The organism is Thalassospira sp. UBA848 (assembly GCF_002295455.1).
In the GTDB taxonomy this organism is placed as follows: Bacteria; Pseudomonadota; Alphaproteobacteria; order Rhodospirillales; family Thalassospiraceae; genus Thalassospira.
In genome coordinates this window covers 54271-77973 of record NZ_DBGS01000116.1, presented here as the reverse complement: position 1 = coordinate 77973, position 23703 = coordinate 54271, and the positions used below count along the sequence as shown (strand labels likewise).

23 protein-coding genes and 2 tRNA genes are annotated in these 23703 nt (G+C 54.9%); 6 read left to right on the top strand and 19 right to left on the bottom strand.

What is annotated here, in order from left to right; genetic code table 11:
* The coding region (locus tag B2R48_RS16440; protein WP_297002606.1) for a PAS-domain containing protein at nucleotides 1–2561 on the bottom strand (2561 nt) is incomplete at its 3' end.
* A 161-nt stretch (nucleotides 2562–2722) separates the two neighbouring features.
* Between B2R48_RS16440 and B2R48_RS16435 the strand changes: the two genes are divergently transcribed.
* The gene (locus B2R48_RS16435) at nucleotides 2723–3115 is read left to right on the top strand and encodes a hypothetical protein (RefSeq protein ID WP_297002604.1); all 393 of its coding nucleotides are present in this window, start codon (nucleotides 2723–2725) and stop codon (nucleotides 3113–3115) included.
* A 69-nt stretch (nucleotides 3116–3184) separates the two neighbouring features.
* Here the strand turns inward: B2R48_RS16435 and B2R48_RS16430 are convergent, their stop codons facing one another.
* Nucleotides 3185–3682, bottom strand: a complete 498-nt coding sequence (locus B2R48_RS16430) for a winged helix-turn-helix transcriptional regulator (protein ID WP_062954065.1) — start codon at nucleotides 3680–3682, stop codon at nucleotides 3185–3187.
* A 106-nt stretch (nucleotides 3683–3788) separates the two neighbouring features.
* Between B2R48_RS16430 and B2R48_RS16425 the strand changes: the two genes are divergently transcribed.
* Entirely contained in the window at nucleotides 3789–4454 is a 666-nt protein-coding gene (locus tag B2R48_RS16425) for a glutathione S-transferase family protein (RefSeq protein ID WP_213474555.1), read from the top strand.
* An 89-nt stretch (nucleotides 4455–4543) separates the two neighbouring features.
* Here B2R48_RS16425 and B2R48_RS16420 read toward each other — a convergent pair whose 3' ends face one another.
* The 3 genes from B2R48_RS16420 to B2R48_RS16410 form a co-directional block, all read right to left on the bottom strand.
* Nucleotides 4544–5644 carry a TRAP transporter substrate-binding protein gene (locus B2R48_RS16420; protein WP_297002599.1) on the bottom strand — a complete coding sequence of 367 codons (1101 nt, stop codon included), beginning with the start codon at nucleotides 5642–5644 and terminating at the stop codon, nucleotides 4544–4546.
* A gap of 261 nt (nucleotides 5645–5905) precedes the next feature.
* Entirely contained in the window at nucleotides 5906–6997 is a 1092-nt protein-coding gene (locus B2R48_RS16415; RefSeq protein ID WP_062954063.1) for a TRAP transporter substrate-binding protein, read from the bottom strand.
* Nucleotides 6998–7164: 167 nt separating this feature from the next.
* Nucleotides 7165–7665: a hypothetical protein gene (locus B2R48_RS16410; RefSeq protein ID WP_062954062.1), complete on the bottom strand. Its 501-nt coding sequence runs from the start codon at nucleotides 7663–7665 to the stop codon at nucleotides 7165–7167.
* 245 nt (nucleotides 7666–7910) lie between these two features.
* Here B2R48_RS16410 and B2R48_RS16405 point away from each other — a divergent pair, with 245 nt between their 5' ends.
* Complete coding sequence (locus B2R48_RS16405; RefSeq protein WP_213474552.1) at nucleotides 7911–9233, top strand: globin-coupled sensor protein; 1323 nt, start codon at nucleotides 7911–7913, stop codon at nucleotides 9231–9233.
* 27 nt (nucleotides 9234–9260) lie between these two features.
* Here B2R48_RS16405 and B2R48_RS16400 read toward each other — a convergent pair whose 3' ends face one another.
* The 11 genes from B2R48_RS16400 to B2R48_RS16350 form a co-directional block, all read right to left on the bottom strand.
* Nucleotides 9261–9359, bottom strand: coding sequence for an AraC family transcriptional regulator (locus B2R48_RS16400; protein WP_297002592.1), 99 nt, complete (start codon nucleotides 9357–9359; stop codon nucleotides 9261–9263).
* A 130-nt stretch (nucleotides 9360–9489) separates the two neighbouring features.
* A complete protein-coding gene (locus B2R48_RS16395) occupies nucleotides 9490–10503 on the bottom strand; it encodes an energy transducer TonB (RefSeq protein ID WP_297002589.1) in 1014 nt (337 codons plus the stop codon).
* A gap of 1 nt (nucleotide 10504) precedes the next feature.
* Nucleotides 10505–10912 carry an ExbD/TolR family protein gene (locus B2R48_RS16390; RefSeq protein WP_297002585.1) on the bottom strand — a complete coding sequence of 136 codons (408 nt, stop codon included), beginning with the start codon at nucleotides 10910–10912 and terminating at the stop codon, nucleotides 10505–10507.
* On the bottom strand, nucleotides 10909–11298 hold the full coding sequence (locus tag B2R48_RS16385) for an ExbD/TolR family protein (RefSeq protein ID WP_297002582.1): 390 nt from the start codon (nucleotides 11296–11298) through the stop codon (nucleotides 10909–10911). The genes B2R48_RS16390 and B2R48_RS16385 overlap by 4 nt, the downstream gene beginning before the upstream one ends.
* A 23-nt stretch (nucleotides 11299–11321) precedes the next feature.
* Entirely contained in the window at nucleotides 11322–12197 is an 876-nt protein-coding gene (locus tag B2R48_RS16380) for a MotA/TolQ/ExbB proton channel family protein (protein ID WP_297002579.1), read from the bottom strand.
* A 267-nt stretch (nucleotides 12198–12464) separates the two neighbouring features.
* A tRNA-Lys gene (locus tag B2R48_RS16375) sits at nucleotides 12465–12540 on the bottom strand.
* Between the two features lie 254 nt (nucleotides 12541–12794).
* Nucleotides 12795–12870: transfer RNA gene (locus tag B2R48_RS16370), tRNA-Lys, on the bottom strand.
* A 152-nt stretch (nucleotides 12871–13022) separates the two neighbouring features.
* On the bottom strand, nucleotides 13023–13526 hold the full coding sequence (locus tag B2R48_RS16365) for a peptidylprolyl isomerase (protein WP_062957885.1): 504 nt from the start codon (nucleotides 13524–13526) through the stop codon (nucleotides 13023–13025).
* Nucleotides 13527–13588: 62 nt separating this feature from the next.
* The gene (gene coaD, locus B2R48_RS16360) at nucleotides 13589–14116 is read right to left on the bottom strand and encodes a pantetheine-phosphate adenylyltransferase (RefSeq protein WP_062957884.1); all 528 of its coding nucleotides are present in this window, start codon (nucleotides 14114–14116) and stop codon (nucleotides 13589–13591) included.
* A gap of 11 nt (nucleotides 14117–14127) precedes the next feature.
* The gene (gene gyrA, locus B2R48_RS16355) at nucleotides 14128–16935 is read right to left on the bottom strand and encodes a DNA gyrase subunit A (protein ID WP_062957883.1); all 2808 of its coding nucleotides are present in this window, start codon (nucleotides 16933–16935) and stop codon (nucleotides 14128–14130) included.
* 202 nt (nucleotides 16936–17137) lie between these two features.
* A complete protein-coding gene (locus B2R48_RS16350; RefSeq protein ID WP_297002573.1) occupies nucleotides 17138–18109 on the bottom strand; it encodes a DMT family transporter in 972 nt (323 codons plus the stop codon).
* Between the two features lie 310 nt (nucleotides 18110–18419).
* Here B2R48_RS16350 and B2R48_RS16345 point away from each other — a divergent pair, with 310 nt between their 5' ends.
* The gene (locus tag B2R48_RS16345; protein ID WP_297002571.1) at nucleotides 18420–18635 is read left to right on the top strand and encodes a hypothetical protein; all 216 of its coding nucleotides are present in this window, start codon (nucleotides 18420–18422) and stop codon (nucleotides 18633–18635) included.
* Nucleotides 18636–18650: 15 nt separating this feature from the next.
* Here the strand turns inward: B2R48_RS16345 and B2R48_RS16340 are convergent, their stop codons facing one another.
* A complete protein-coding gene (locus B2R48_RS16340) occupies nucleotides 18651–19535 on the bottom strand; it encodes a DUF547 domain-containing protein (RefSeq protein ID WP_297002568.1) in 885 nt (294 codons plus the stop codon).
* A 132-nt stretch (nucleotides 19536–19667) separates the two neighbouring features.
* Here B2R48_RS16340 and B2R48_RS16335 point away from each other — a divergent pair, with 132 nt between their 5' ends.
* Nucleotides 19668–20543: a putative metalloprotease CJM1_0395 family protein gene (locus B2R48_RS16335; RefSeq protein WP_297002566.1), complete on the top strand. Its 876-nt coding sequence runs from the start codon at nucleotides 19668–19670 to the stop codon at nucleotides 20541–20543.
* A gap of 183 nt (nucleotides 20544–20726) precedes the next feature.
* Here the strand turns inward: B2R48_RS16335 and pyrC are convergent, their stop codons facing one another.
* On the bottom strand, nucleotides 20727–21770 hold the full coding sequence (gene pyrC, locus B2R48_RS16330; protein WP_297002564.1) for a dihydroorotase: 1044 nt from the start codon (nucleotides 21768–21770) through the stop codon (nucleotides 20727–20729).
* A gap of 119 nt (nucleotides 21771–21889) precedes the next feature.
* Between pyrC and B2R48_RS16325 the strand changes: the two genes are divergently transcribed.
* Entirely contained in the window at nucleotides 21890–22492 is a 603-nt protein-coding gene (locus tag B2R48_RS16325; RefSeq protein ID WP_297002562.1) for a hypothetical protein, read from the top strand.
* A gap of 91 nt (nucleotides 22493–22583) precedes the next feature.
* Here the strand turns inward: B2R48_RS16325 and B2R48_RS16320 are convergent, their stop codons facing one another.
* Nucleotides 22584–23594 (bottom strand): serine hydrolase domain-containing protein, encoded by a 1011-nt coding sequence (locus tag B2R48_RS16320; protein ID WP_297002561.1) that lies wholly within the window; start codon nucleotides 23592–23594, stop codon nucleotides 22584–22586.
* Nucleotides 23595–23703 lie beyond the last annotated feature (109 nt).

Below are 23703 nucleotides of genomic sequence, written 5' to 3'. Positions count from 1 at the left end.
TCGATCTCGAAACTTTGGCGATAGCCCTGCAAAACAAGATCGATCATCGGGGCGAGATGGACATAGCGTTCCTCGCCCACCGCTTCGCGGACCGACATGCCGTGTGCCTCAACCCGGCGCAGACCAAACATCCGTTCATACGGGCGGTTGGTAAAGCGCAGGCGCTGGTTCTTATCGGCGTACGCAATCATCACCGGGATATTATCGGTATAGATCCGGATGTTGCGTTCACTGTCCCGAAGGGCTTCCTCGGTGCGCACACGCGCAGTGATATCGGCAATGGTCGCGACAAAGCCACCATCGGGCATCGGGTTGGTGCGAACCTCAAGCACCATGCCATCAGCGCGCTTGCGCTCATAGGTGTGGGGCAAACGGCGCATCTGTGGCGCGGCATTGCGGCCCAGCAGTACATCAATATCCACCGCCCGGTTGCCGTTATCACGGCAGATATGGACAAGCTCGGACAGCGGCAATGTCACCTGAATGTCGCTGGTCGAAATGCCAAGCAGATCAATGAAACGGTGGTTCCATGTCGCAAGACGAAGGTTCTGGTCAAACACCCCCACCCCTTGCGAGATGTTTTCAAGTGTATTGAGCAAAAGATCACGGTTGAACTTGATGGCCTCGGACGCCTCATCAAGCAGTTCCATTGCATCGCGACGCGAAACGGCCTTGTCGGGCAGAAGCAGCGCCATCACCACGCGCGATGATGCGGCCCCGACGGCACCAGACAGCAGATGTTCGGTAAAGTTCGCGGCATCAACATCGGCAATATCAGACCGCTTTGTCGTCCCTTCGCGCGCTTGCAGGTAATTGCGAAAGGCACGCTGCGCCCAGTGTTTCCCCAAAAAGCGTGCGGCCAAATCTTCGAGGTCGCCCAGCGTCACCCGACCCGGCCAGGTATCGTTGCGTGCCTTGGTATCCTTGCGCCAGACATCGACAAAGACCTGTGCCTGACGACGTTGGGTCACCCCCTGCACACCAACAGCAGAGCCGACAAACATCAAAACGAAGTTCATACCAAGCGACCAGACAACACCGTGTGTCAGATGGTCTTCAATACCGACACCCAAAAGGGCCTGCGGGTTCAGGATACCAATGCCAAAGGGCCCGTCGGTCAGGATCGAGGATGGCAACAACCCGCCCTGCACAAAGGCCGGGATCAACAGGGTATAGGCCCAAAGCACAAAGCCTGACATCAGGCCAAGTCGCACCCCCGTCCGGTTGATGTTCTTAAGATAGATCGCCGCCAGAACCGCCGGGCCGAACTGCGCCATGGCGGCAAAGGACAGCATCCCGATATCGGCCAGCGCATAGTTTTCTGCAAGGAAGCGATAAAAGCCATAGGCGAGGAACAAAAGCCCGATCACGGCTGCGCGGCGGATTTTCAAAAGCACCTGACTGACATCGCCGGACATGCGTTTCTGAAGACGTTCGGAGCGCAGCAAAAGCGGCATGACCAGATCGTTACAGACCATGGTCGACACTGCGACACAGGACACAATCACCATGCCGGTACTGGCCGATAGCCCGCCGATAAAGGCGACCACCGCCAGCCAGTTCTGCCCGCCCAGCAACGGGAGGGTCAGAACAAAGGTATCGGGATTGACCGTCGGGTCATCGCCAAACATGTAAAGACCGGCAATGGCAATCGGCACAACAAAGATGTTGATCGCAATCAGATAGGCCGGGAACAGCCAGCGGGCGCTGGTCAGGTTGCGGCTGTCATCATTTTCGACAAAGGTGACATGGAACTGGCGCGGCAGGCAAAAGATCGCAAAGCCCGCCAGCATGGTGGCAATAAAGAAATTCGACGTCATCCATGTATCGGGGATGAACATTTGCCGGATGTCGGGATCGGCCAGTGCACGTCTGTTGATATCGACAAAACCGTCAAACATGCCGTAAACGACAAAGAAGCCCACCATCAAAAGGGCGGCGAGCTTGATCAGGCTTTCGAACGCCACCGCCAGAATAAGGCCGTCATGGTGTTCGGACGCGTGGATATAGCGCACACCAAACAGGATTGAGAAAACAGCCATCAAAATGGTGACGTAAAAGGCCGTGTCCTTGGAAAAGTGGCCTTCGGAATGGCGCACGACCTGTTCGCCCAGATCGCCAATCAGCACATCAAAGGACATCGAAACCGCTTTGAGCTGCAGCGATATATAGGCCAGAACGCCAACCACCGCGATCAGCGCGACAAGGGCTGCCAGACTTTGGCTTTTGCCATAGCGCGACCCAAGGAAATCGGCAATCGAGGTGATGTTTTGCTTGTGACAGACACGCGCGATCTTGGTCATGATGCCAAAACCGACAACCATCACCACAATCGGGCCGATATAGATTGGCAAGAACGCCCAGCCGCCTGTCGCCGCCGACCCGACAGAACCAAAGAACGTCCAGCTTGTGCAATAAACCGCCAATGACAGGGCATAGACCGTTGGCTTCAGGCGGGATGCGCGCCATTTATCGGCATATTTGTCGCCATAATGGGCAATGGCAAACAGCAACCCGATATAGGTCATGGCAACAATAAATATCAGTCCGCCCTGGATCATCCGCGCGTAGCCCTGTGTGTCGTTCTGTAACCGGTTTTCAATCCGGCCGCCAAATCAGGCGGTTAGGATAAACTCTGATCGGGGACTATACCACGGCGGCGTTATTGTCTAAAACGGCGCAAATCGATTTGAGACCAAAGATCAAGGAAAGCGTGGGCAAGATGGCTTCTGATTATGGCTTTTACGCTGGCATCCTGCGGTTTGTTGCCAAGAAAACCGAGACCGAAGATCGGGAAATCCGCATCATGATGGGCCACTTGGCCGGGATTTCCGATGCGATCGAACAAAGCGGCCGCTTCATGGTCGAACGCAACAACTGCGAAAGTGCCGCACGCGCCTTTGCCGGTGTTGCCAAATTCCTGCAGGAACGCATCCTGCCCGAGGCCCTGAATGCCGGGAACGAGGGTGCGGTCGAACAACTTAAATGGACGATTGAAACATCCCTGGTTCTGGCCGCCGAACTGGTCAAACGTGCCGCGAATGAAGAGCTTAAAGATCAGGACAGGTTCACCTTTGACCTGCCCGCCGCCCCGAATGCGCCAACGATGCATTGACCGGGTGGCAAAGAACAATTTTAAGACGTCTGACAAGGGGGCTGCGGCCCCCTTTTCTTTTGCCCGGTCTCAGGTCGATGCGGCTTCCTCGGCGACCACACGCTGGTAGGCTGCCTGAAGTTCTTCAAGAACTGATTTGTCAGGCGCAGGCGCGCCAAGGTGGATATGGCGCAATTCATCCATAAAACCTTGCCACATGGCTGGTCCGCCCTCTTCAAGCAATTGGGCGCGAATGGACAGTTCCTTTGAGACCGGCATATAGCGCCGCCCCCACGCCCCCATTTGCACCAATAGCGGAACCAAAGCGATTGCAGGTTCTGTCAGACTGTAAATAGATTTCTGTGAATGGCTTGGATCGGACGACTTTGACAAAAGCCCCTCCGCCACAAGGCGCTTGAGCCTTGCCGAGAGAATATTTGAAGCAATGCCTTCCTCGGAATCGCCCAGCAATTCGCGAAAATGGCGGCGATTGCCAAACATCACATCGCGAATAACGATCAGGCTCCAACGGTCGCCCAGAATTTCAAGTGTCAGATTAATCGGGCAACCCGAGCGGTGCTGATCCATTTTTTGCCTTCCTGCTTTGCACTGGTTGCAAAATAGGATCGGTTTTGATAAAAGACAACTGATTGCACTATGCAATCAGTTTTATCCACCACCGTGCGAGGCGAAAATGTCGATCACACTCTACGGCCACTATTTCTCATCATACTGTCAGAAAGCGCTGATCGCGTTTTATGAACACGGCCTGGATTTCACATTCCGCGAGATTGATTTTCAGAACGAAGACATCATGCAGGAACTTGGAGCCCTTTGGCCCATTAAGAAGATGCCAGTAATCGTCGATCAGGGCCGGTCCGTGATCGAAAGCAGCATCATCGTCGAATATGTCGATGAGAAGTATCACGGTGATAGTCGCCTGATCCCGCAGGATGCCGATAGTGCGCTTGATACACGTTTCATGGATCGATTTTTCGACAATTACATCGCAACCCCGCAGATGAAGCTTGTGATTGATGCGATGCGGTCGGCGGGCGACAAAGATCCATATGGTGTAACCAAGGCCAAAGAGATGCTTGAAACGTCTTATGCCTGGCTGGACGATAAAATGAAAAATCGAGAATGGGCCATTGGCGATGACTTCACGCTGGCCGACTGTGCCGCTGGTCCGCATCTTTTTTACACGCATTGGAGCCATCCGATTGATGCGCGTTTTGAACATCTTCTTGCCTATCGCAATCGCCTGATGGCACGCCCGTCCTTTGCGCGTTGTATCGAGGATGGCCGACCCTTCCGTTCGTTATTTCCGCTGGACGTTCCGCATATGGATTTGGACTAGTACCTGTTTAGTACAGATACCCGAAACACCAAAGGCCGGCCCCCGAAGGAGCCGGCCTTTTAAGTTCAGTCGCGTGACGGCTGGAACGCTTAGTAAGTGCCGTTGGCAAAGACATTGGCGCGCTGATTAAGCGCGGTTGCCTCGAATTCCTTGCCATACGGGGCGGCTTTCTTGGCAAAGTCCATGAGCGATGCATAAATGCGGCCGTTAAGGTCACTCTTGCCTGCAATTTCTTCAAGCGCTTCCTTGGCTGCACCGGCAAAGGCATTGATCAGGTCATCATTGAAGTGACGGATCTCGGTACCTTTATCAAGGATCGCCTGATAGGACTGGACGTTGTTGAATGTGAAGTCCGACAGGGTCTGGTCGACATTGGCCTGTGCGGCAACGGCAACGATTTCCTGCAAGTCTTCGGGCAGCTCGGCGAACTTGTCCTTGTTGATGAAGACTTCAATGCCAGAGCCCGGCTCTGCAAATGCCGGCGTGTAGTAGTATTTGGCAACAGATGCGAGACCAAAGGCATAGTCGTTCCACGGACCAACCCACTCGGCCGCGTCAATCGCACCTGACTGCAAGCTAGGTAGAATGTCTGCGGCCGGCAGAAGCGACGGGGTCGCCCCCAAACGACGCATGGCTTCGCCACCGATCCCGGCATAACGGACTTTAAGGCCTTTAAGGTCCTCGACCGAGTTGATTTCCTTGTTGAACCAGCCACCGGCCTGAAGCCCGGTGTTGCCTGCCAGGAAAGGCTTGACGTTGAACTGTGCATAAAGCTCGTCCCAAAGTGCCTGACCACCGCCAAAACGCAGCCAGCCTGAAAGCTCCCACGCCATCAGACCAAACGGAATGGTGGTAAAGAACGAAACAGCCGGGTCCTTGCCAAACCAGTAATACGGAGTGGCATGCGCCAGATCGGCAACGCCCTGCTCGACCGCATCCATGCATTCAAGAGCCGGAACAAGTTCACCTGCACCATAAACCGTGATGTTCAGACGACCGCCCGACATCTTGTTGACACGCTCGGCAAACAGTTCGCCGTTCGCACCAAGGCCCGGCGTCCCTTTCGGCCAGGGCATAACCATGCGCCAGTTGATGGTTTCATCGGCTTTGACGATGGCCGGTGCGGCAGCGGTGGCGGCAAATGCACCTGCGGCAACGCCTGCACCGCCCAGAAACGCGCGACGTTTCATTGTGGGGCTCCCAGTATTGGTAAAATTTTGCGTAAAACGTTCACGAAGATAATTTCGTAACCTTGATGGGCTCCAAAGTTACGTTTTTTGCCGTTCGCAACAATTCATGTTTGCGGGATGCTGCATCGCACTCGGCGCATGACATCGACATTTTATCAACAAATCTTCAACCATAAGCTCAAAAAAAAAACAGGGGCTGTCCAAATGACAGCCCCTGAATGGGTTCGAACCTTTCGGCTCAAGCGTATTTGTAGACCGGACTTAGTAGCCCCAGACCTTGGCACGATGCATAAGGCCAGTGGCCTCGAACTCCTTGCCATAGCGCGCGGCTTTCTTGACGAGATCAAGGTAGCTGGTCGCGATCCGGCCCGCTAGGTCGTTCTGGCCTGCGATTTCATCAACTGCGGCCTTGGAATGTTCGGCCAGCGCCATGATGACTTCATCGGGGAACTGACGGACTTCAACACCCTTGTCGATCAGTGGCTGATATGACTGGATGTTGTTGAAGGTAAAGTCGGCCAGGGTGTTTTCGGCAATCGCCTGTGCGGCAAAGCGAATGATCGCCTGCAGATCCGGCGTGAGCGCGTCAAACTTGTCTTTGCCGACAAAGATTTCAAGGCCCGGGCCCGGTTCATGGAAGGCCGGGGTGTAGTAGTACTTGGCAACCTGATACAGACCAAACGCCATATCATTCCACGGACCAACCCACTCGGCCGCATCAATCGCGCCCGACTGCATCGCCGGCAGGATTTCGCCCGGCGGGATCATAGTGGCGTTGGCACCGGCACGGCGCATGGCTTCGCCGCCAAGACCGGCATAGCGCATTTTCAGGCCCTGCAGGTCATCAAGGGAATTGATTTCCTTGTTGAACCAGCCACCGGCCTGCATGCCCGAGTTACCGGCATAGAACGGCACGACATTAAATTCGGCGTATGCTTCTTCCCAAAGCTTCTGGCCATCGCCAAAGCGGATCCAGCTTGAAAGCTCCCACGCGGTCAGACCGAAGGGAATGGTCGAGAAGAAGTTGAGTGCCGGATTTTTACCCTGCCAGTAATAAGGCGTTCCGTGGGCCATTTCGACCACGCCCTGTTCGACCGCATCCATGCATTCGAACGGCGGAACCAGTTCGCCCGCACCATAAATGGTGATGTTCAGGCGACCGCCCGACATCTCTTTAACCATGCTGGCGAATTTCTCGGCATTGGTGCCAAGGCCCGGCGTACCTTTTGGCCATGGCATCACCATACGCCAATTCAGCGTTTCCTGCGCAGATACAACAGCCGGCGCTGCAACCGAAGCAGCAACCGCACCTGCACCCAGTCCGGCCCCTTTAAGGAACTGACGACGCTTCATTTCGATCCCCCTGGATTATTCTATTTTGGTGGTTTTTTGCGTAACCACCAGCCTACGGAGGGAGATTTTGGCCAAAACAGCTGTTGTTTTCCACTATTTTTGCCGAAATCAGGAAATATTTTTTCATTACGCTACGGAAAGCTGGCGTTTGCCCGATGCCGGGGTCTTCACGATCCAAGGTAACGATTGTAATCAGCAACAAACTGTTCAACCGTACCGGCCCCCTGTGGCGTGTTGTAATATTGCTTCCAATAGGCCGCCAGTCCGTTAACGTCATTCGGATCGGATGGCATTGCCGCCGGTGCGCGATAATAGCGGATGCGACACAATGCTGTGGCAAAGGCCAGATTGGTCGCCAATTGGGCGTCCTTGTCCGGGGTCCCATCAGGGTTTGCGGGCTGTGCTGCCAGAAAACCATCGACCTTGGCTTTCAGATCCGCCCGGTAATCAAGATAGTTTTCATAACAATCATGCAAGGTTGCCGGTTCCATCTGGAAAATGCCCAGGGCCGGACCACCACCAACCTGCGCGATGTAATCCCCCAGATGACTTTCATGGGCAGCGGTCCCCATGATCAGGTTCTCAGCAACATCAGGTGCTGACAGTCCCAGCTCTGCGAGAACCGGTTTGACGACAAGCGTACGGAGCTGCGTAGCATTGATTGGCATAGAAACCTCCATTTAGCCAAAGGTATAAACAGCTCTATGACGCGACAGATCAGGGAATGAGAAATTTTTTCTCTATTTTCTCCTTATGCGTGTGTTTCGATGCATTATTATCTAGTTCTATGTGAAATAAATCACATAAACCTAAGCTTTCGTACAGTTCAACTAAACCCTCTCGCCCCAACCTAAAGTTAATCAGGTCATTTTGACTATTCGAAATGCTTGCCGGTTTTGAGGGGGTACAGAAAGTGACACATCCTGAACTAAAACGACGTCTCGACTTCATTGGGCTTGATGAAACCAAAATCAAACAGCTCAAGCGTGCGTGGCCTGCTATCGAAAAAAACCTTCCGGTCATGCTTGAAGAATTCTATCGACGTGTGATGAGTGACGCAGGTTTGGCCAAGATTATTGGCGATCCATCCAATATTGAGCGCCTCAAGAATGCCCAAAGGAAACACTGGGCGAAGCTGTTTGAGGGGGACTTCGATCAATCGTTTTATGATGATGTCCGGCGGATCGGCAAAGCCCATGAACGGATCGGCCTGACTCCGGAATCATATGTTTCGGCCTATAACTTCATGCTGGGTGAAATCACCGCTGTTCTCTGCAAGAACTTCGCCCGTGATTCGCAGCTTCCAACTATATTGATCGCCAGTACCAATGCCTTGCTGGTGGATGTCGAAATGGCCATTACGGTCTATTACGAAGAAACCCAGACGACCTACTTCAACAAACTTCAGGACATGTCAGACGAGTTTGAAAAAACCATCGGAACGGTTGTTTCCGCTGTTTCAAGCTCGGCACAGGATATGTCGCACGCCTCGGAAAGCCTTATCGCAAGCATGGGCGAAACCCAAGGCGAGGTTGAAAAGGCCAAAAGTGCGGCAGAGCTATCAGCCGATAACGCGACGACTGTGGCGGGTGCCGCGGAGGAACTTGATAGTTCGATCCGCGAAATCTCAAGCCAGGTTTCACGCGCATCGACCATCTCCAACGATGTCGAAAATTCCGTTCAGCAAACGTCAGAAACGATTGAGGCGCTGAACACCGCTGCCGAACAGATTGGCACTGTGGTTGAACTCATCGACAAGATTGCCAGCCAGACCAATCTGCTTGCGCTAAACGCCACCATCGAGGCTGCCCGCGCGGGCGAAGCCGGCAAGGGCTTTGCCGTTGTCGCAAGCGAGGTCAAAAACCTTGCCAACCAGACAGCCAAGGCAACCGGCGATATCACAGACCAAATCAATAATGTACAGCAAAGCACGGTTGCCGCTGTTACAGCCATTCATGGCGTTGCTGGCCAGATCGGTAACATTGTTGAGGCGGTCACGGCGATTTCGGCTGCAGTTGAACAACAAGCCGCAGCAACCACCGAAATCAGCGGAAATATCAATGCCGTGTCATCGGCCAACCGCGACGTAAACAACAGCCTCGAGTCCGTCAATGACACAGCAGCCCGGACGAACTCGGTTGCCTCAAACGTTTCGGAAGTATCGCGGAAACTTAAACAGAACTCGGAACAACTCCGCTCCGATGTTGATGCCTTCATCACCAGACTAACATCGTAAAATGCTTCCGGTCCGGGGCGTTGCGGGCTAGCGATCGCGCGCCTCGGACGGTGTCATGCCAAACACGCGTTTAAACGCAGTTGCGAAATTGGCCGGACTTTTATATCCGGCGATCAAGGTCAACATCGTCCATTGTGATAAAATAGTCTGGCGTGAAGCGCCGCTGACCTATCACTGGCAAGATGGTGAAAGACCGGACTAAGGGACGACAGGAAACACAAGAACCGCCAGCCTGGAAAAGCTGGTGGTTTCATTTTTACCGAAGCTGATAGTTCACCGGAACAGTCCAGATAACCTGCTCTTCGGTCATCTCGTCAGGGAATGGCGGAAATTTCCGAACACGTTCGATCAGACGTTCGGTTTCACGATCCAGAATACTTGATCCGCTTGAACTGATCATGCTGGCCTCAAGCACGGTACCGTCGCGTGCAATGACAAGACGAATGCGGTTTTCCCCCTCGATCCGCCGGCGTTGGGCGCGTTCCGGATATTCGCGATAGCGCGCCAGCATCTCCAGAACCGATGCCTGATAGTCAACCATCATCGCCTGACTTGCAGCACCACCGCCGCTCCCGGTTGAAGAGCTTGCCGCCTGACTTTGGCTGGTTTCACCCGTCGTGCCATCCGACTTTACGGAGTTGGTGAGCCCGGAGGGCTGCGGCGTTGGCTGAATGGCCTTTTCGACCGGCTCAGGCATTTTGACCGGTTCCGGCGTCACAGGCTGCTCAACAGGTGGTTTCGGCTTCCTGCGGACAGGCAACACCTCTGCCAGTTGTTGTTCGACGACCGGTTCGGGTTCTGGTTCCGGCTCGGGCTCAACAGCTTCCTCGACAACCGGTTCAGGTTCCGGCTGTTCCTCGACAATCTCGGGTTCCGGCTCTGGTATTGGCTCGGATTGTTCTTCAACGATTTCCGGCTCAGGCTCAGGCTCGGGCTCCGGGATCACTTCTGGTTCAGGTTCAGGCTCGACCAGTTTTTCGGAAACCGGTTCCGGCGCAACTTCCGGCTCTGGTTCCTGTTCTTCTTCAGGCTCGACGATTTCTTCGGGAACGTCGGCGGCAGTGCTATCGACCGCATTGGCACTTTCTGTATCGATCTCGGCCTCGCCAGTTTCGGCCTGCCCGGCACCAAGCGAAATGCTGATGCTCTGGACGGCTCCTGCCCCGCCCCAGCCGGATGGCTGCGGGTCGGGCATGGCCAGCACGATCCCGCCGGTCAGGACAAGGCCGGTCAGCCCGGTCGCAATCAAAAGGTCAACGCGTTTGGACATGCTATTCCTGTCCCGGCTGCATGGCCGTCATCAACTGGACCTTTTCAATGCCAAGTTCCTGAAGGCGTGCCAGAAGGCTTACGACCCTGGCACCCTCAACTTCACGGTCTGCACGGATTTCAACCGGCCGACCGATATAATCGGCTGGCAGCATTGACGACAGGCGATCAAGCCCGCCCGTCAGATCATCAATCCCGATTTCGCCGGTATTGCTAAACCACAGAACAATGGTGTCTTCGGGCTCGGCTTCGGCGGTTTGGCTGGCCGGTGGATCAACTTCGAACGGGCCAAGCTTTTGCAGGCTTCCGGCAATCATGAAAAAGATCAGAAGCAGGAAGACAATATTGATCAAGGGCAACATCGGTTCCTGAACCGGGCCATCTTCGGTAATATGGATGCGGCGCTTCATTCGATGAACTCCACATCCGTGACGCCACCCCGGCCCAACGTATCCATAACCTCGACCAATCGTTGCAGACTGGCACCGTTCACCGGGCGCAGACGCACTGGCGATCCTTCGTGATCACGCAAAAGCGTCGGCGCAAGATTGGACAGCGCAACAGCATTGCGATTGATGGACAGGCCACCATTGACGTCAACCTCGACCGTGACCGGGCGCGTCTCGCTTTGACTGGTGGCGCGACCATCAGAAATGCTGACCGACATCTCGAAACCCTTCCAGTCAAGGAAGCTTGAAGCCAGCATGAAAAAGATCAGCAGGATAAAGACAACATCAATCAGCGGGGTCAGACCGATCATCGGCGATGTACCGCTGTTACGTTCGCGCAACTGCATGGGTCGACTTCCGGAGATGGTAATTATTCGGCGGCGTGGCGCAGTTCGGTAAGGTTCGATACGCGGCTGAGCGACTTCTGGGCCAGCTCACCGCGATTGACCACCAAGGTGCAGACATCTTCCATAGTCGCCGCTGCCCGGCCAATCACGCCCTGCATCCACATATGGAATGCGGTTGCCGGAATCGCGACGACAAGGCCGATCGCAGTCGTCAGAAGCGCAAGCCAGATACCACCAGACAGCACAGAGGGATCAATACGGCTGCCTGCCCCTTCCATACGCTGGAACGCCTCGATCATGCCCATAACCGTGCCCAGCAGCCCCAAAAGCGGGCTCAGCACGGCAATGGCAGACATGATGCGCAGACCACCATTGAGACCATCGATCTCCTTGCGCGCACGGGCGGCAATCAAATCAGATGCCGCTTCGCGATCCTGGGCCGAGTTGACCGGCAAGGTCATGCCAGACAGGCCGATGCGGGCCGCTGGATGACGACGACGCGCCATAAGTTCGGCTGCCTTTGCCTCGTTCCCGGACGAGAGATGATTTTCGACATCCTTTACGAAGCCATCGGCAAACACACCACGACGCAGGAAACCGACAAGCTTGTAGAAGAACACCACAAGCCCGATCAGCGCCATCGCCGCCAGCACCCAACCGACCACACCGGCCCGGTCAACTTGTTCAATCACCGGAAGACTGGTGAAATCCCCCAAAAGACCATTGGACTGGGTTGTCGCTGTGGCATCAATGGCAAGTCCGGTATCGGGGTCGACCATCACAGTGCCGTCCGCATTGAGCGTTCCGGTCGCAGCGGCACCATCTGCCTGTGCGCCATCGGAAGAAAGCGGGGATTGCGCATCCACGGATGCGGCAGATGAATTTACTGGGTCAGACATGTAACTTTCCCGATCACAAAATTGATCATCACCAGACGTCCTGCTCTGATGCGTTTGAAACTGATTTGCATTCTTTACAGGAAATAGAATTGCGATGCAATCGCAACAAAGCAGCCACAACGTTTTTTGCCCTGATTTCCCCGTTCGGGCATCAGCCATTGAGGCAAAACAAGCCATGTTGGGTATTGGTGATCTTTGCCGGGAAATGCGTGTCAAAGCCCGGATATGCAAAACCCCCGGAACTTCTGGGTTCCAGGGGTTTTGAATTGGTGAGCCCGACAGGATTCGAACCTGTGGCCAACTGATTAAAAGTCAGTTGCTCTACCAACTGAGCTACGGGCCCTCAACGTTGGTGAGCGGCGTTTTAATGGGCCAGACGGGATCGGTCAACCCCCCTTTTTACGCGAAGATGCACATCAGCTATGAAAAGATGAAAAATACCCGATTATGTGAGTGAATCTTGATCGAGAAACACCAACACGGAACACGAAATATCGTCTCAATGACAAGAACCAGCCATCGCCAATGGACAAGTTGTGCAAGGGAAAGGCAGACAAATAAAAAGCCCCCGAAACCGGTTAGGTTTCAGGGGCTTATTGGTGAGCCCGACAGGATTCGAACCTGTGGCCAACTGATTAAAAGTCAGTTGCTCTACCAACTGAGCTACGGGCCCTCAACGTTGGTGAAGCGCGTTTTAATGGCACAGGCCCCATCGGTCAACACCTGTTTTCCATATTTTGGCTCTTTTTGCGCATTCAGCCCCAAAAACGCGAAAGCCGCCCCACAAAGGAACGGCTTTCGGTTGTAATACTTGAAAGTTCGCGATTATTGCGCGTCAGCAGCAACCTGCATTTTGACGATCTGATCGGGGTCGGCAACGCTGCCATTGGCCCATGGCGCACCCTTTTTGATCATGTCGACATATTCCATGCCCTCAGTCACCTGGCCCCAGATGGTGTACTGGCCATCAAGGTGCGGTGCATCGGCGAATACGATGAAGAACTGGGAATCCGCACTGTTCGGGTTGGCCGAACGCGCCATGGAAACGGTACCACGAACATGGCGTTCATTGGAAAATTCCGCGTCCAGTTTCTGGCCGGAACCGCCAGTTCCGTTGCCTTTCGGGTCGCCGGTCTGGGCCATGAAGCCCTCGATCACACGATGGAAGTTCAGACCATCGTAAAAGCCTTCACGGGTGAGTTCCTTGATCCGGGCAACGTGGTTCGGTGCCAGATCCGGACGGAGCTGGATCACAACGCGGCCATCTTTCAGGTCAAGATACAGCGTGTTCTCCAGATCCTGTGCGACAGCGTCGTTTCCAGTGGACATGGTGATAAATCCTAGTACGAGAGCAATAATTGAGAATAGACGAAAAAGACGCATGGCCTGCGTTATTCCTTTTCTTCTGCCAGCTTTTCGTGCAGGCGTTTGAGCACGTTGGCGGGCACAAATTCAGTGACATCCCCACCCAGCCGGGCGATTTCCTTCACAAAGCGCGAAGACACAAACTGCTGTTTGTCAGATGCCATCAAAAACACGGTTTCAACTTCCGGGGATAGCCGGGCGTTCATCCCGGCCATCTGGAATTCATATTCAAAGTCCGACACAGCGCGCAGACCACGGATAATGGTGCTTGATCCGTTTTCCTGCGCAAACTGCATCAGAAGCGACGAAAATGGCTTTACTGAGGTACGGGCGGCCACTTCACCGCCCGCAGCCTTAAGCGCACCCTCAACAAGTGCGCAGCGTTCCTCAACCCCGAACATCGGGCCTTTGCCGGCATTGATCGCAACACCGACAATCAGCTCATCGACGATCCGGGTCGCGCGACGAATGATATCCATATGCCCCTGGGTTACCGGATCAAAGGTGCCCGGATAAATCCCGATACGCGATACGGTAGAAGACGTTTCAGTCATCAAACTTCCAGTTATTCGTCGCTGTCTGCGTCATCAGATGCCGGTGCTGCGGATGCATCCTCGTCAGATGCCTCTGCGGCCGGTTCAGTGGTCTCGGCAGTGCCTTCGCCACCTTCGATCACACCTTCTTCACCATCAATGACCTCGTCCTCGTCGCCAAGGTTTGACAGACGTTCGACAGCAACGACTTCTTCGTCCTTGGCCGTACGGAACAGCGTCACACCCTGGGTCTTACGACCGGCAATGCGGATATCATGGGTCGGCATGCGGATGACCTTGCCACCATTGGTGACCATCATCAGTTCGTCGCCTTCCTCGATCACGAACGACGCGGCAACGTTGCCGTTACGCTCGGACATCTCGATATTGGCAAAGCCCTGGCCACCACGGCCCGTCACACGGTATTCATAGGCAGACGTCCGTTTGCCATAACCGTTTTCGGTCACCGACAGGATCAACTGATCACCGTCATAGATTTCCTGGTAGCGGTCAGCACTCAGGACCTCAAGCGGCAGGCTGTCCTCGGAGATTTCCTCGCGGCGCAGCTTACCGGCAATCGACAGATACTCGTCGCGTTCTTCCATGGTGACATGGTTGCCAAACAGCACCGACATCGCAATGACTTCGTCTTCGTCGGCCAGACGGATCCCGCGCACACCGACCGAATTACGGCCCGTAAACACGCGCACGTCCGTCACACGGAAACGGATGCATTTGCCCTTGCGGGTGGTCAGAAGAATATCGTCATCATCGGTACAGGTCTGAACCGCAATCAGCTTGTCGCCACGTTCTTCTTCAAGCTTCATGGCGATCTTGCCATTTGATTTCACATTCACGAAATCAGCAAGACTGTTCCGGCGTACGTTGCCAGTCGAGGTGGCAAACATCACATGCAGGTTCGGCCATTCTTCCTCATCAGGCAGCGGCAGAACCGTGGTGATATATTCGCCCTCCGAGAGCGGCAACAGGTTCACAAGCGCCTTGCCGCGTGATTGCGGCGTGCCCATCGGCAGACGCCAGACCTTCATCTTGTAGACCATCCCCTCGGAGCTGAAGAACAGAACCGGCGTGTGGGTATTGGCAACAAACAGCTTGGAGACAAAATCTTCCTCGCGGGTTGCCATGCCCGAACGGCCCTTGCCGCCGCGGCGCTGGGCGCGATAGGTCGACAGCGGCACACGCTGGATATAGCCGCTGTGCGACACGGTCACGACCATGTCTTCGCGGGCAATCAGGTCTTCGATGTCATGTTCGAATTCTGCTTCCTGAATTTCGCTGCGACGCGGGTCGGCGAATTCATTGCGCATTTCCGAAAGTTCATCCTTGAGGATGGAAAGCTTGCGCTCACGCGAACCAAGGATATCAAGGAAGTCCTTGATCTTCTCACCCAATTCGGTCAATTCGGCCGCGATCTTGTCACGCTCCAGACCGGTCAGGCGATGCAGGCGCAGCTCAAGGATCGCGCGCGCCTGTGCTTCGGACAGGCGATACATGCCATCCGATGAGCCAACCTGGTTCGGATCAGCAATCAGTTCGATCAGCGGAACAATGTCGCCCGCCGCCCAGTCGCGCGCCATCAGCTGTTCACGCGCCACGACCGGATCGGCCGCATTACGGATCAGTTTGATGACTTCGTCGATATTGGAAACCGCAATACCCAGACCAACCACGACATGGGCACGATCACGTGCCTTTTTCAGAAGGTGGATGGTCCGACGGGTAATGACTTCTTCGCGGAACTCGACAAAGGCCTGAATGATGTCCTTGAGGTTCATCAGTTCCGGCTTGCCGCGATTAAGCGCAAGCATATTCACACCAAACGAGGTCTGAAGTGCGGTAAAGCGGAACAGCTGGTTCAAGACGACATCCGAGTTGGCATCGCGCTTGAGCTCGATCACCATACGCACGCCCGAACGGTCAGATTCGTCGCGCAGGTCGGAAATGCCTTCGAGTTTCTTTTCGCGCACCAGATCAGCGATCTTTTCCATCAGGGTGGCCTTGTTCACCTGATAGGGAACTTCGGTCACGATAATGGCTTCGCGGTTGGCACGGATTTCCTCGACATGGGTACGTGCCCGCATGACGACGGAACCACGACCGGTCTTGAATGCCGAATGGATGCCCGAACGGCCAAGAATAAGCCCACCGGTCGGGAAGTCCGGACCGTGGACAAATTCCATCAGTCCTTCGACGGAAATGTTGGGATCATCGACATAGGCCATGCAGCCATCAATGACTTCGCCAAGGTTGTGCGGCGGAATGTTGGTTGCCATACCAACCGCAATACCACCGGCACCATTGACCAGCATGTTCGGGAAACGGGCCGGGATAACAGACGGTTCCTTGGTGGTTTCGTCATAGTTATCGCGGAAATCGATTGTGTCCTTGTCGATATCATCAAGCAGGAAGTGCGCGGCCTTGGCCATGCGCGCCTCGGTATAACGCATGGCGGCGGCCTTATCACCGTCCATGGAACCAAAGTTCCCCTGCCCGTCAATCAGCGGCAGGCGCATGGAGAAGTTCTGCGCCATACGGACCATTGCGTCATAAATCGCGCTGTCGCCGTGCGGGTGATATTTACCCATCACATCCCCGACCACACGGGCGGATTTGCGGAACGGTTTGTTATATTCAAACCCGTTCTCGTGCATGGCGTACAGAATACGACGATGTACCGGTTTCAAACCGTCTCGGACGTCAGGCAGTGCGCGGCTGACGATCACGCTCATTGCGTAATCAAGATAGCTCCGGCGCATTTCTTGTTCGATGGAAACCGGGAAGATATCGCGGTTCTCAGGATTGGTCTCTTCGGTGGACAAAGCCCGTGACCTCTTAAACGCTTGATCAGAAATGATTCAATCGGCGTGACATGCCCCGTTTTCAGGCGCATGCCGGACCAGAAAGGCGGAAAGTATCAGGTTTGTCGCGCACAAACAATATTGACAAATCCTATCCTTCACGGTTGGCAAAGAAAGTTCGAAATTTATCGCGAATTCAGGGATTTCGCTGCCCTGAAAACCATCATTTTTGCGCGGATTTTTCGCCTTCAGGCGCTTCCATCACAGCGGTCATGGGATCGGCCTTGGCACCTGCCGCATCGGCCGGTTGCGATTTACGGCCAAACCGCATCTGAGATGCCGCAATCCCGCCCAGAATAATGGCCAGTGCGATCAGGGCATTTGGCTGGGGCACCTCGCCCAGAATAAGGAAACTGATCAGAACCCCGACGGCCGGCACCAGATAGTTGTTAAATACAAGGAAACTGGCCCCTGCCACGGCAATGATTTGCAGGATCAGGAACATGGCGATGCCGGTCGGGAACATGCCGAGATACATGATCGCAAGTGCGCCTTCCAGATCCCAGTTCATCGTCCAGGGCTGATCGACAATCAGGGTAAAGGGCATCAGCATCAGTGTTGCGAACGTCAGAATAACCGCCGTAGATCCGATGCGCGGCTGATCGCGCAGATTACGCGCCACAAGCGACGAAATCGCATATCCGATTGCCGCGACCAGAATGGCCAGCTGGAACAGGAATTCACCACCCAGCCCGGAAAGCGTTTCCGGGCCAACCAGAACAATCACGCCAATCGTGCCCAAAATCACCCCGATCACCTTGCCGGTCGACAGCTTTTCATCCTGGGTGAAGAAATGCGCCAGCACGACGGTGGTAAGTGGCACGGTCGACATCAGGATCGCCGCCAGCCCGGCATCGACCTTGATCTCGCCAAAGCTGATCAGGAAGAACGGAACGGCGTTCCCGACCAGCGCCACCATAAAGGTCGAAATCCATGCACGCCGCCCCGTGGGCATTTCCGACTTGCGAATCAAGGCAAGGCACCACAGCACAAGGGCGGCAAAGGCCAGACGTCCGTTTGCCACCACAAGCGGCGAATAGGCATGCACACCGATTTTGATGAAGGTGAATGAACTTCCCCACATCAATGCCAGAAGCACCAGAAGCAGATATTCGCGAAATCCCGGACGTGTCATTTTGCCAGCCTATTTTTGCCATACTTGTTGGGTCTAATCGCTTTTACAAACAGACCAGATCACAGCGTTAAAACCGATCAGGGTTTTAATCAAGGAAATACAACCCACAGGAATTTGGCCCGGACTCAGGCACGAAAAAGCCCGCAAACGCGGTTTGCGAAAATTTCGCACAGATCGACCTGCCTTAAGACAGATCAAAGCGTTTAAGGGCCGAAAATGAAAAAAGATATCATCAGAACACGAAAATTGTTGCGAATGACTTGCAATTGCATTACATTCACTACAACAAAAAAATTCGGGATACGAGAAGATGAGTTACGTTGATCAGGAATTGACGGTCGAAGATATGCTTGCCGACCCGATCGTTCAGACATTAATGCGCTATGATGGCATCTCTGCCAGTGATGTCCGTCACACGATAGAAGCAGTAAATCAGCATCGCCCGGAAAATCCGGACGATGAAGACGCTGCCTTCAACTGGAAACCGGGCAGCGCTGCTGATCGCTTGCGCGATACAGCAGCATAATTAAAAACTCTGCGATCAACGCCCGTGGGCGTTTAACGCCCAATCATAGGTGTATTCGGCGATATCAAGTTCTGTGATATCGCCCAGATAGGTCATCAGATCAGGCGCGGCAAAAGCCTTTAGATGCGCGATGAACTCCGCATCACTCTCGCCGAAATCATCCCGATACCAGTCATACAGGCTTGAAAGCACAAGACGGCCATCTTCCTCAACGTGCACCGCGCGCGGGTGGTTGATGAAGTCTCGGGCAACCTGATCAAGCTGCGCTTCAAGTTTGTCGGCATCAAAGGCCTCTGGCGCCAATGCCGGGCAGCCAATAGATGCACAATTCACCACATAATGAATGCGCGCATCGCGCCAGATCGGGCGCAGGATGCGATGCTCGATATCATCAAGGCTCAGTGTTCGCCCCTCGACCGTGATCAGCTTTTTGCCCCAGGGCCCGGAGGCAAATAACCCCGGCGAGATATCAATATCGCGGATGCTGTCCACCGGATAATGATCGAGAACCACCTTGACGGTCAGCGCATTATAAAGGTTCACCCAATAGGCAAATTGCTGATCCCGGTTAAGCTGATCGACCGCGACCCTGGTCATGGCATCAACATAGCCCGCAACCATCCCTGCCCCGCCATCTTTGCTTGCTGCCTTATAGTCAAAGCTGGTCACACCGGGTTCCTGCACCGTGACATAGCGATCCAGAACGACCTGCCAATCCCCATGATCAATCACCACGGCACTTTCAGGATCATGCGCCTGCCAGTCCGGCCATAAATCTGCATCCGGCGCGGCTTGCGCCGGATATGGCGGGGCAAGCATCAACACAGCGATCAAAACAGGGACCAAGGCAGAAATCGTAAAACGCATCATCGACAAACCGATCTGGAACAACTTTGCCACTACCTTACCCGGCAGATGCAAAACCACCGCATCAAACCGGCGTGATCTGATCGCGGATCCATGGCGCTGCCAGTGCCATCGCCTTGATCTGCTTATGTACATTTAACCCAGAGTTGGGCTATACTAAGCCCTATGATACAGGCAGGTGCAATACAGGTTATCCCCGGCAGTGGTGGGCAACTTGGCCAGATTATAGCCACACGCGCCCTGCCCGGCTCCGGGAGCCAACCGCCGACCAGCGGGTCGGGCGGAACGGTTGCGTCTGCGCCGCAAACCTTACCGGCTGCCGTTGCGCTTGTCCCGCTTTCAAGCACCATTGCCGCCACCCAGGCCCCCGCAAACACATCCACGTCGCGCGGTGAGTCAGCAAATTCAACGCAGACCACCGGCACGAACGAACCGGCCCCAACACCACCGCCTGCCCCGGCGCAAACAGCACCTGTCAACAGCGCGGCATCGGTGGTCACGATCATCCAGCAGCTTGATCCGCGTGATATTAACGGTGGCGCGCCGGAAGAACCGCAAATCCAGAGCCCGACACAACGTCAGCAGGAAGAACGCGAAGCCACCCCTGAAAGCGCACGTCAACCCACGTCAAACCCGGCCCTTCTGACCGCGACCGAACGTGAAATCGTGCAGGAGCTGCGCGCCCGTGACGCAGTTGTGCGGACAGAGGAAGAAAGCCATCAGGCCCTTGCCGGCGCAAATGCCGGCATGATCAGCTATAGCTACACGCCGGGCCCGGACGGGCGGCTTTACGCCACCGGCGGCAAGGTCAGCATCCGCCCCATTCAGGGTCTTGATGGTATCGCCGCCATCGCCAACCAGGCCGCCATTTCCCGTGCCGCATCCGTCCCCGGAAGCTCGGCGGCTGATTTTAATGTCGCCAAGGGCGCATCGATGAACATCTCGGCCATGATCTCGGCACAGGCTTATGCGGCGGCCGAAAGCTATCGCATGACGCTGGGCCTGAATGCTGCGCCGGGCACCGTGGATCTGAGCGGTTAGCATCCGCGCCACCTCCGCCGTCATTCCCGCGCAGAGCCTGTGCCCGCGAAGGCGGGTACGGGAATCCATTATCGGCAACGACATAAAGATTCCGGCTCGTCACTACGCGCCGTCCGGAATGACGATAGCCCAACAAAAAAGCGGCCTGCATGGAGCCGCTTTTGTTTTGTAGTGCGGTTGAGCTCAGGCGTAATGCCAGAACACATCAAAGCCCGGATTAAACACCGTTACCGGGCCTTCGCCGGTTTCGATTTTTTCCGCGAACCTGGCGGGTTCAGCGCGTTTTTCCAGCGTGATCTGATCACCATTCAATGGCAGGCCGTAATATTGCGGCCCGTGGATCGACGCAAAGCCTTCAAGCTTGTCCAGTGCCCCTTCTTCCTCAAACACATGCGCCAGAAGCTGCACGGTGTTGTTGGCGGTAAAGATCCCGGCGCATCCACACGGGCTTTCCTTGCGTTCATCGGTATGCGGGGCTGAATCCGTGCCAAGGAAGAACCGCGCATCACCGGACGTCGCCGCCGCACGCAGCGCCAGACGGTGCTTTTCACGCTTGGCGACCGGCAGGCAATACATATGCGGATGAATGCCGCCGACCAGAATGGCATTGCGGTTAATGATCAGATGATGGGTCGTGATCGTCGCACCAAGGTTCTTGTCATTGGCTTTGACATACTCGACACCGTCTTCGGTCGTGATGTGCTCCATCAGCACGCGAAGCTCCGGCAGACGCTTGCGCAGCGGATCAAGAACCCGGTCGATAAACACCGCTTCACGGTCAAAAATATCAATGTCCGGATCGGTGACTTCGCCGTGTACACACAGCGGAATGCCAAGCTCTGCCATCCGCTCCAGCGCTGGCATGGCATTATCAAAATTGCGCACACCACTGTCCGAGTTGGTCGTCGCCCCGGCCGGATAAAGCTTTAGTGCTGTGATCACACCGGCCTTGTAGCCTTCCTCGATATCATCAGGATTGCTGCCCTCTGTCAGATACAGGGTCATCAGCGGCGTAAAATCATGGCCCGACGGGATGGCCGCGGCAATCCGGTCGCGATAGGCCACCGCATCGGCCGTCTTGACCACCGGCGGCACCAGATTGGGCATGATGATCGCACGGGCAAAATGTTCGGACGTCTCGCCAATCACACCTTTCAACATCTCGCCATCACGCAAATGCAAATGCCAGTCATCAGGACGGCGAAGGGTAATGCGGTTGGTCGACATGCGGCGATCTCCTGGCAAGCAATGAACCCGTTTGGGAAATATGGAGCGTTACCTAGCAGATTGCTTGCAATTATGGAATTATGAAGTTCTAACCCAGCATCAATGTAATGGATAGAGCAATGAGCAGCGGTGTCTCAAAGAGACTAGGCGAAAGTATTCATCCAGCAATTCTGTTATGTACAGGTTCTCTAACGGGTTTGACTCTAGGCTTTGTCCTACTACCCAAAATATTAGAATACGACCTTGTACAAGAAGGTGCCGATGTGAGTTGGGAAACCCTGTTAGCTGGTGTTTTAGGGTTGGCAGGCGGGTCTTTCGCATTCTTGGCAGCTCAACATCAAAGCAACCAAGAAAAAACACAAAGAGAGCGGGCGTTTCGTATACGTCTCAAGTCAATTGTCGGTAAAATTCAATTGAGAGCCGACAACTTTATTTCCCCCAACCTAGAGACCCGCATGTTCAATGGGTACTACGACTATGACCGAAGCGATCAAACCTCTCTTGAATATGTGAAAGCAGCATTAGAGGAGCTTCCGACTTATGTTCCAGATGAGATAGTAACAGATAGCCTCAGTGAGGCTCACATGAGTTTACGCAGGCTACTGAAAAGTTACGATTACCTTTTCAGCCAAAGAGGCTCAGTAGAGAAGCGCAACATTGAGAGACTTTTTGTAGAAATATCAGAGCACTCAAAAGCGTATCTGGACCAACTTAGCCCCTGAAGAAAATACGCAATAACGCAAAAAAGGGGCAGATTGATTTTTCGACCCAATCCTGTCCGCCTCGCTTTTTAAATGCTCTTTGTCGCTTCTGTCAGGCCAGCGAAAGCACCGGCCCCTCAAGCAGATCCATCAGTTGCCCGAAATATCCGCCTGAGCGTGCGGGCGACGTCGGGTCCGAGGTGATTGCTACCGCAAGGCCCCGCTCTGGATGTGCCGCGATGATCTGGCCACCATAGCCGCGTGCAATGATGAAGCCGCTGCGGCTCAGGAACCAGCCATAGCCATAGGCAAGACCCGAATAAGGTGATCGCGTGTGGGCTTGGGTTGACTGGTCGATCCAGTTGGCCGGAATGATTTGGTCGCCATCGAACCGGCCTTGATCGCGCATGAGGGTCGCGATCCGCAACATGCCGCGCGGTGTCATCGCCATCTGGTTCCCGCCGAAATAATAGCCTTGCGGATCCCGTGTCCAAGCCGGAATTTCAATGCCGAGCGGCTGACCAAGAACAGCGCGCGCCTGCGCCAGCAGGCTTTTTCCTGTCGCGACCGTCAGCACCGCACCAAGGATATGCGTCGTGCCGGTGGAATAGATCATACGCCCGCCCGGGCTTGCGACCATCGGTCGGCGCAGTGCAAAGGAAACCCAGTTGTCGGAATTGACCCAAGTGCCGTAGTTACGCCCTGATGTGCTCTCAAGCCCGGCCCGGAGCGTCACCAGATCTTCGATGGTCAGATCTTCCACACCAGGGGTTGCGTCCGCTGGAATGATAGACGGCGCGATGTCGCCGATGGTGGCTTTGACCGAGGGGATCGCGCCGTCTGCGATGGCGTTGCCCGTCAGCAGACCGATGATGCTTTTCGAACAGGACTTGATGTTCGCAACCCGATCCAGGCCCGGCCCGCGCGGCGCCTCGGCAACAATGACCTCGTCACCGCGTTGGACCAGGATCGCATGAAGCTGGGACATGTCAGCAATTCGCGAACGGATGTCGGACGCGGTTTGTGCGAAAGCCCGGCCCACGAAGGGCGCGGCCGCAGCACCCAGAAGGGTCACTGAGAAGGCACGGCGGGTCAGCATCGGAAGTGGTCTGTCGCTCGACATATCCAATAGTCCTTGGCGGTCGGGATCATATGCGCATTCAACTTTCCAGCCAAACAAGCCAGAAGACATATTCCTTATCTGGAATTAATTCGTCAGGAATGAGACATCG

What these genes read in the sequence shown, in the direction of transcription:
- B2R48_RS16435 (WP_297002604.1), top strand. Translation starts at nt 2,723, where the DNA reads ATGGCTTCTGATTATGGCTTTTACGCTGGCATCCTGCGGTTTGTTGCC.
- B2R48_RS16430 (WP_062954065.1), bottom strand. Translation starts at nt 3,682, where the DNA reads ATGGATCAGCACCGCTCGGGTTGCCCGATTAATCTGACACTTGAAATT.
- B2R48_RS16425 (WP_213474555.1), top strand. Translation starts at nt 3,789, where the DNA reads ATGTCGATCACACTCTACGGCCACTATTTCTCATCATACTGTCAGAAA.
- B2R48_RS16420 (WP_297002599.1), bottom strand. Translation starts at nt 5,644, where the DNA reads ATGAAACGTCGCGCGTTTCTGGGCGGTGCAGGCGTTGCCGCAGGTGCA.
- B2R48_RS16415 (WP_062954063.1), bottom strand. Translation starts at nt 6,997, where the DNA reads ATGAAGCGTCGTCAGTTCCTTAAAGGGGCCGGACTGGGTGCAGGTGCG.
- B2R48_RS16410 (WP_062954062.1), bottom strand. Translation starts at nt 7,665, where the DNA reads ATGCCAATCAATGCTACGCAGCTCCGTACGCTTGTCGTCAAACCGGTT.
- B2R48_RS16400 (WP_297002592.1), bottom strand. Translation starts at nt 9,359, where the DNA reads ATGTTGACCTTGATCGCCGGATATAAAAGTCCGGCCAATTTCGCAACT.
- B2R48_RS16395 (WP_297002589.1), bottom strand. Translation starts at nt 10,503, where the DNA reads ATGTCCAAACGCGTTGACCTTTTGATTGCGACCGGGCTGACCGGCCTT.
- B2R48_RS16390 (WP_297002585.1), bottom strand. Translation starts at nt 10,912, where the DNA reads ATGAAGCGCCGCATCCATATTACCGAAGATGGCCCGGTTCAGGAACCG.
- B2R48_RS16385 (WP_297002582.1), bottom strand. Translation starts at nt 11,298, where the DNA reads ATGCAGTTGCGCGAACGTAACAGCGGTACATCGCCGATGATCGGTCTG.
- B2R48_RS16380 (WP_297002579.1), bottom strand. Translation starts at nt 12,197, where the DNA reads ATGTCTGACCCAGTAAATTCATCTGCCGCATCCGTGGATGCGCAATCC.
- B2R48_RS16365 (WP_062957885.1), bottom strand. Translation starts at nt 13,526, where the DNA reads ATGTCCACTGGAAACGACGCTGTCGCACAGGATCTGGAGAACACGCTG.
- coaD (WP_062957884.1), bottom strand. Translation starts at nt 14,116, where the DNA reads ATGACTGAAACGTCTTCTACCGTATCGCGTATCGGGATTTATCCGGGC.
- B2R48_RS16350 (WP_297002573.1), bottom strand. Translation starts at nt 18,109, where the DNA reads ATGACACGTCCGGGATTTCGCGAATATCTGCTTCTGGTGCTTCTGGCA.
- B2R48_RS16345 (WP_297002571.1), top strand. Translation starts at nt 18,420, where the DNA reads ATGAGTTACGTTGATCAGGAATTGACGGTCGAAGATATGCTTGCCGAC.
- B2R48_RS16335 (WP_297002566.1), top strand. Translation starts at nt 19,668, where the DNA reads ATGATACAGGCAGGTGCAATACAGGTTATCCCCGGCAGTGGTGGGCAA.
- pyrC (WP_297002564.1), bottom strand. Translation starts at nt 21,770, where the DNA reads ATGTCGACCAACCGCATTACCCTTCGCCGTCCTGATGACTGGCATTTG.
- B2R48_RS16325 (WP_297002562.1), top strand. Translation starts at nt 21,890, where the DNA reads ATGAGCAGCGGTGTCTCAAAGAGACTAGGCGAAAGTATTCATCCAGCA.
- B2R48_RS16320 (WP_297002561.1), bottom strand. Translation starts at nt 23,594, where the DNA reads ATGTCGAGCGACAGACCACTTCCGATGCTGACCCGCCGTGCCTTCTCA.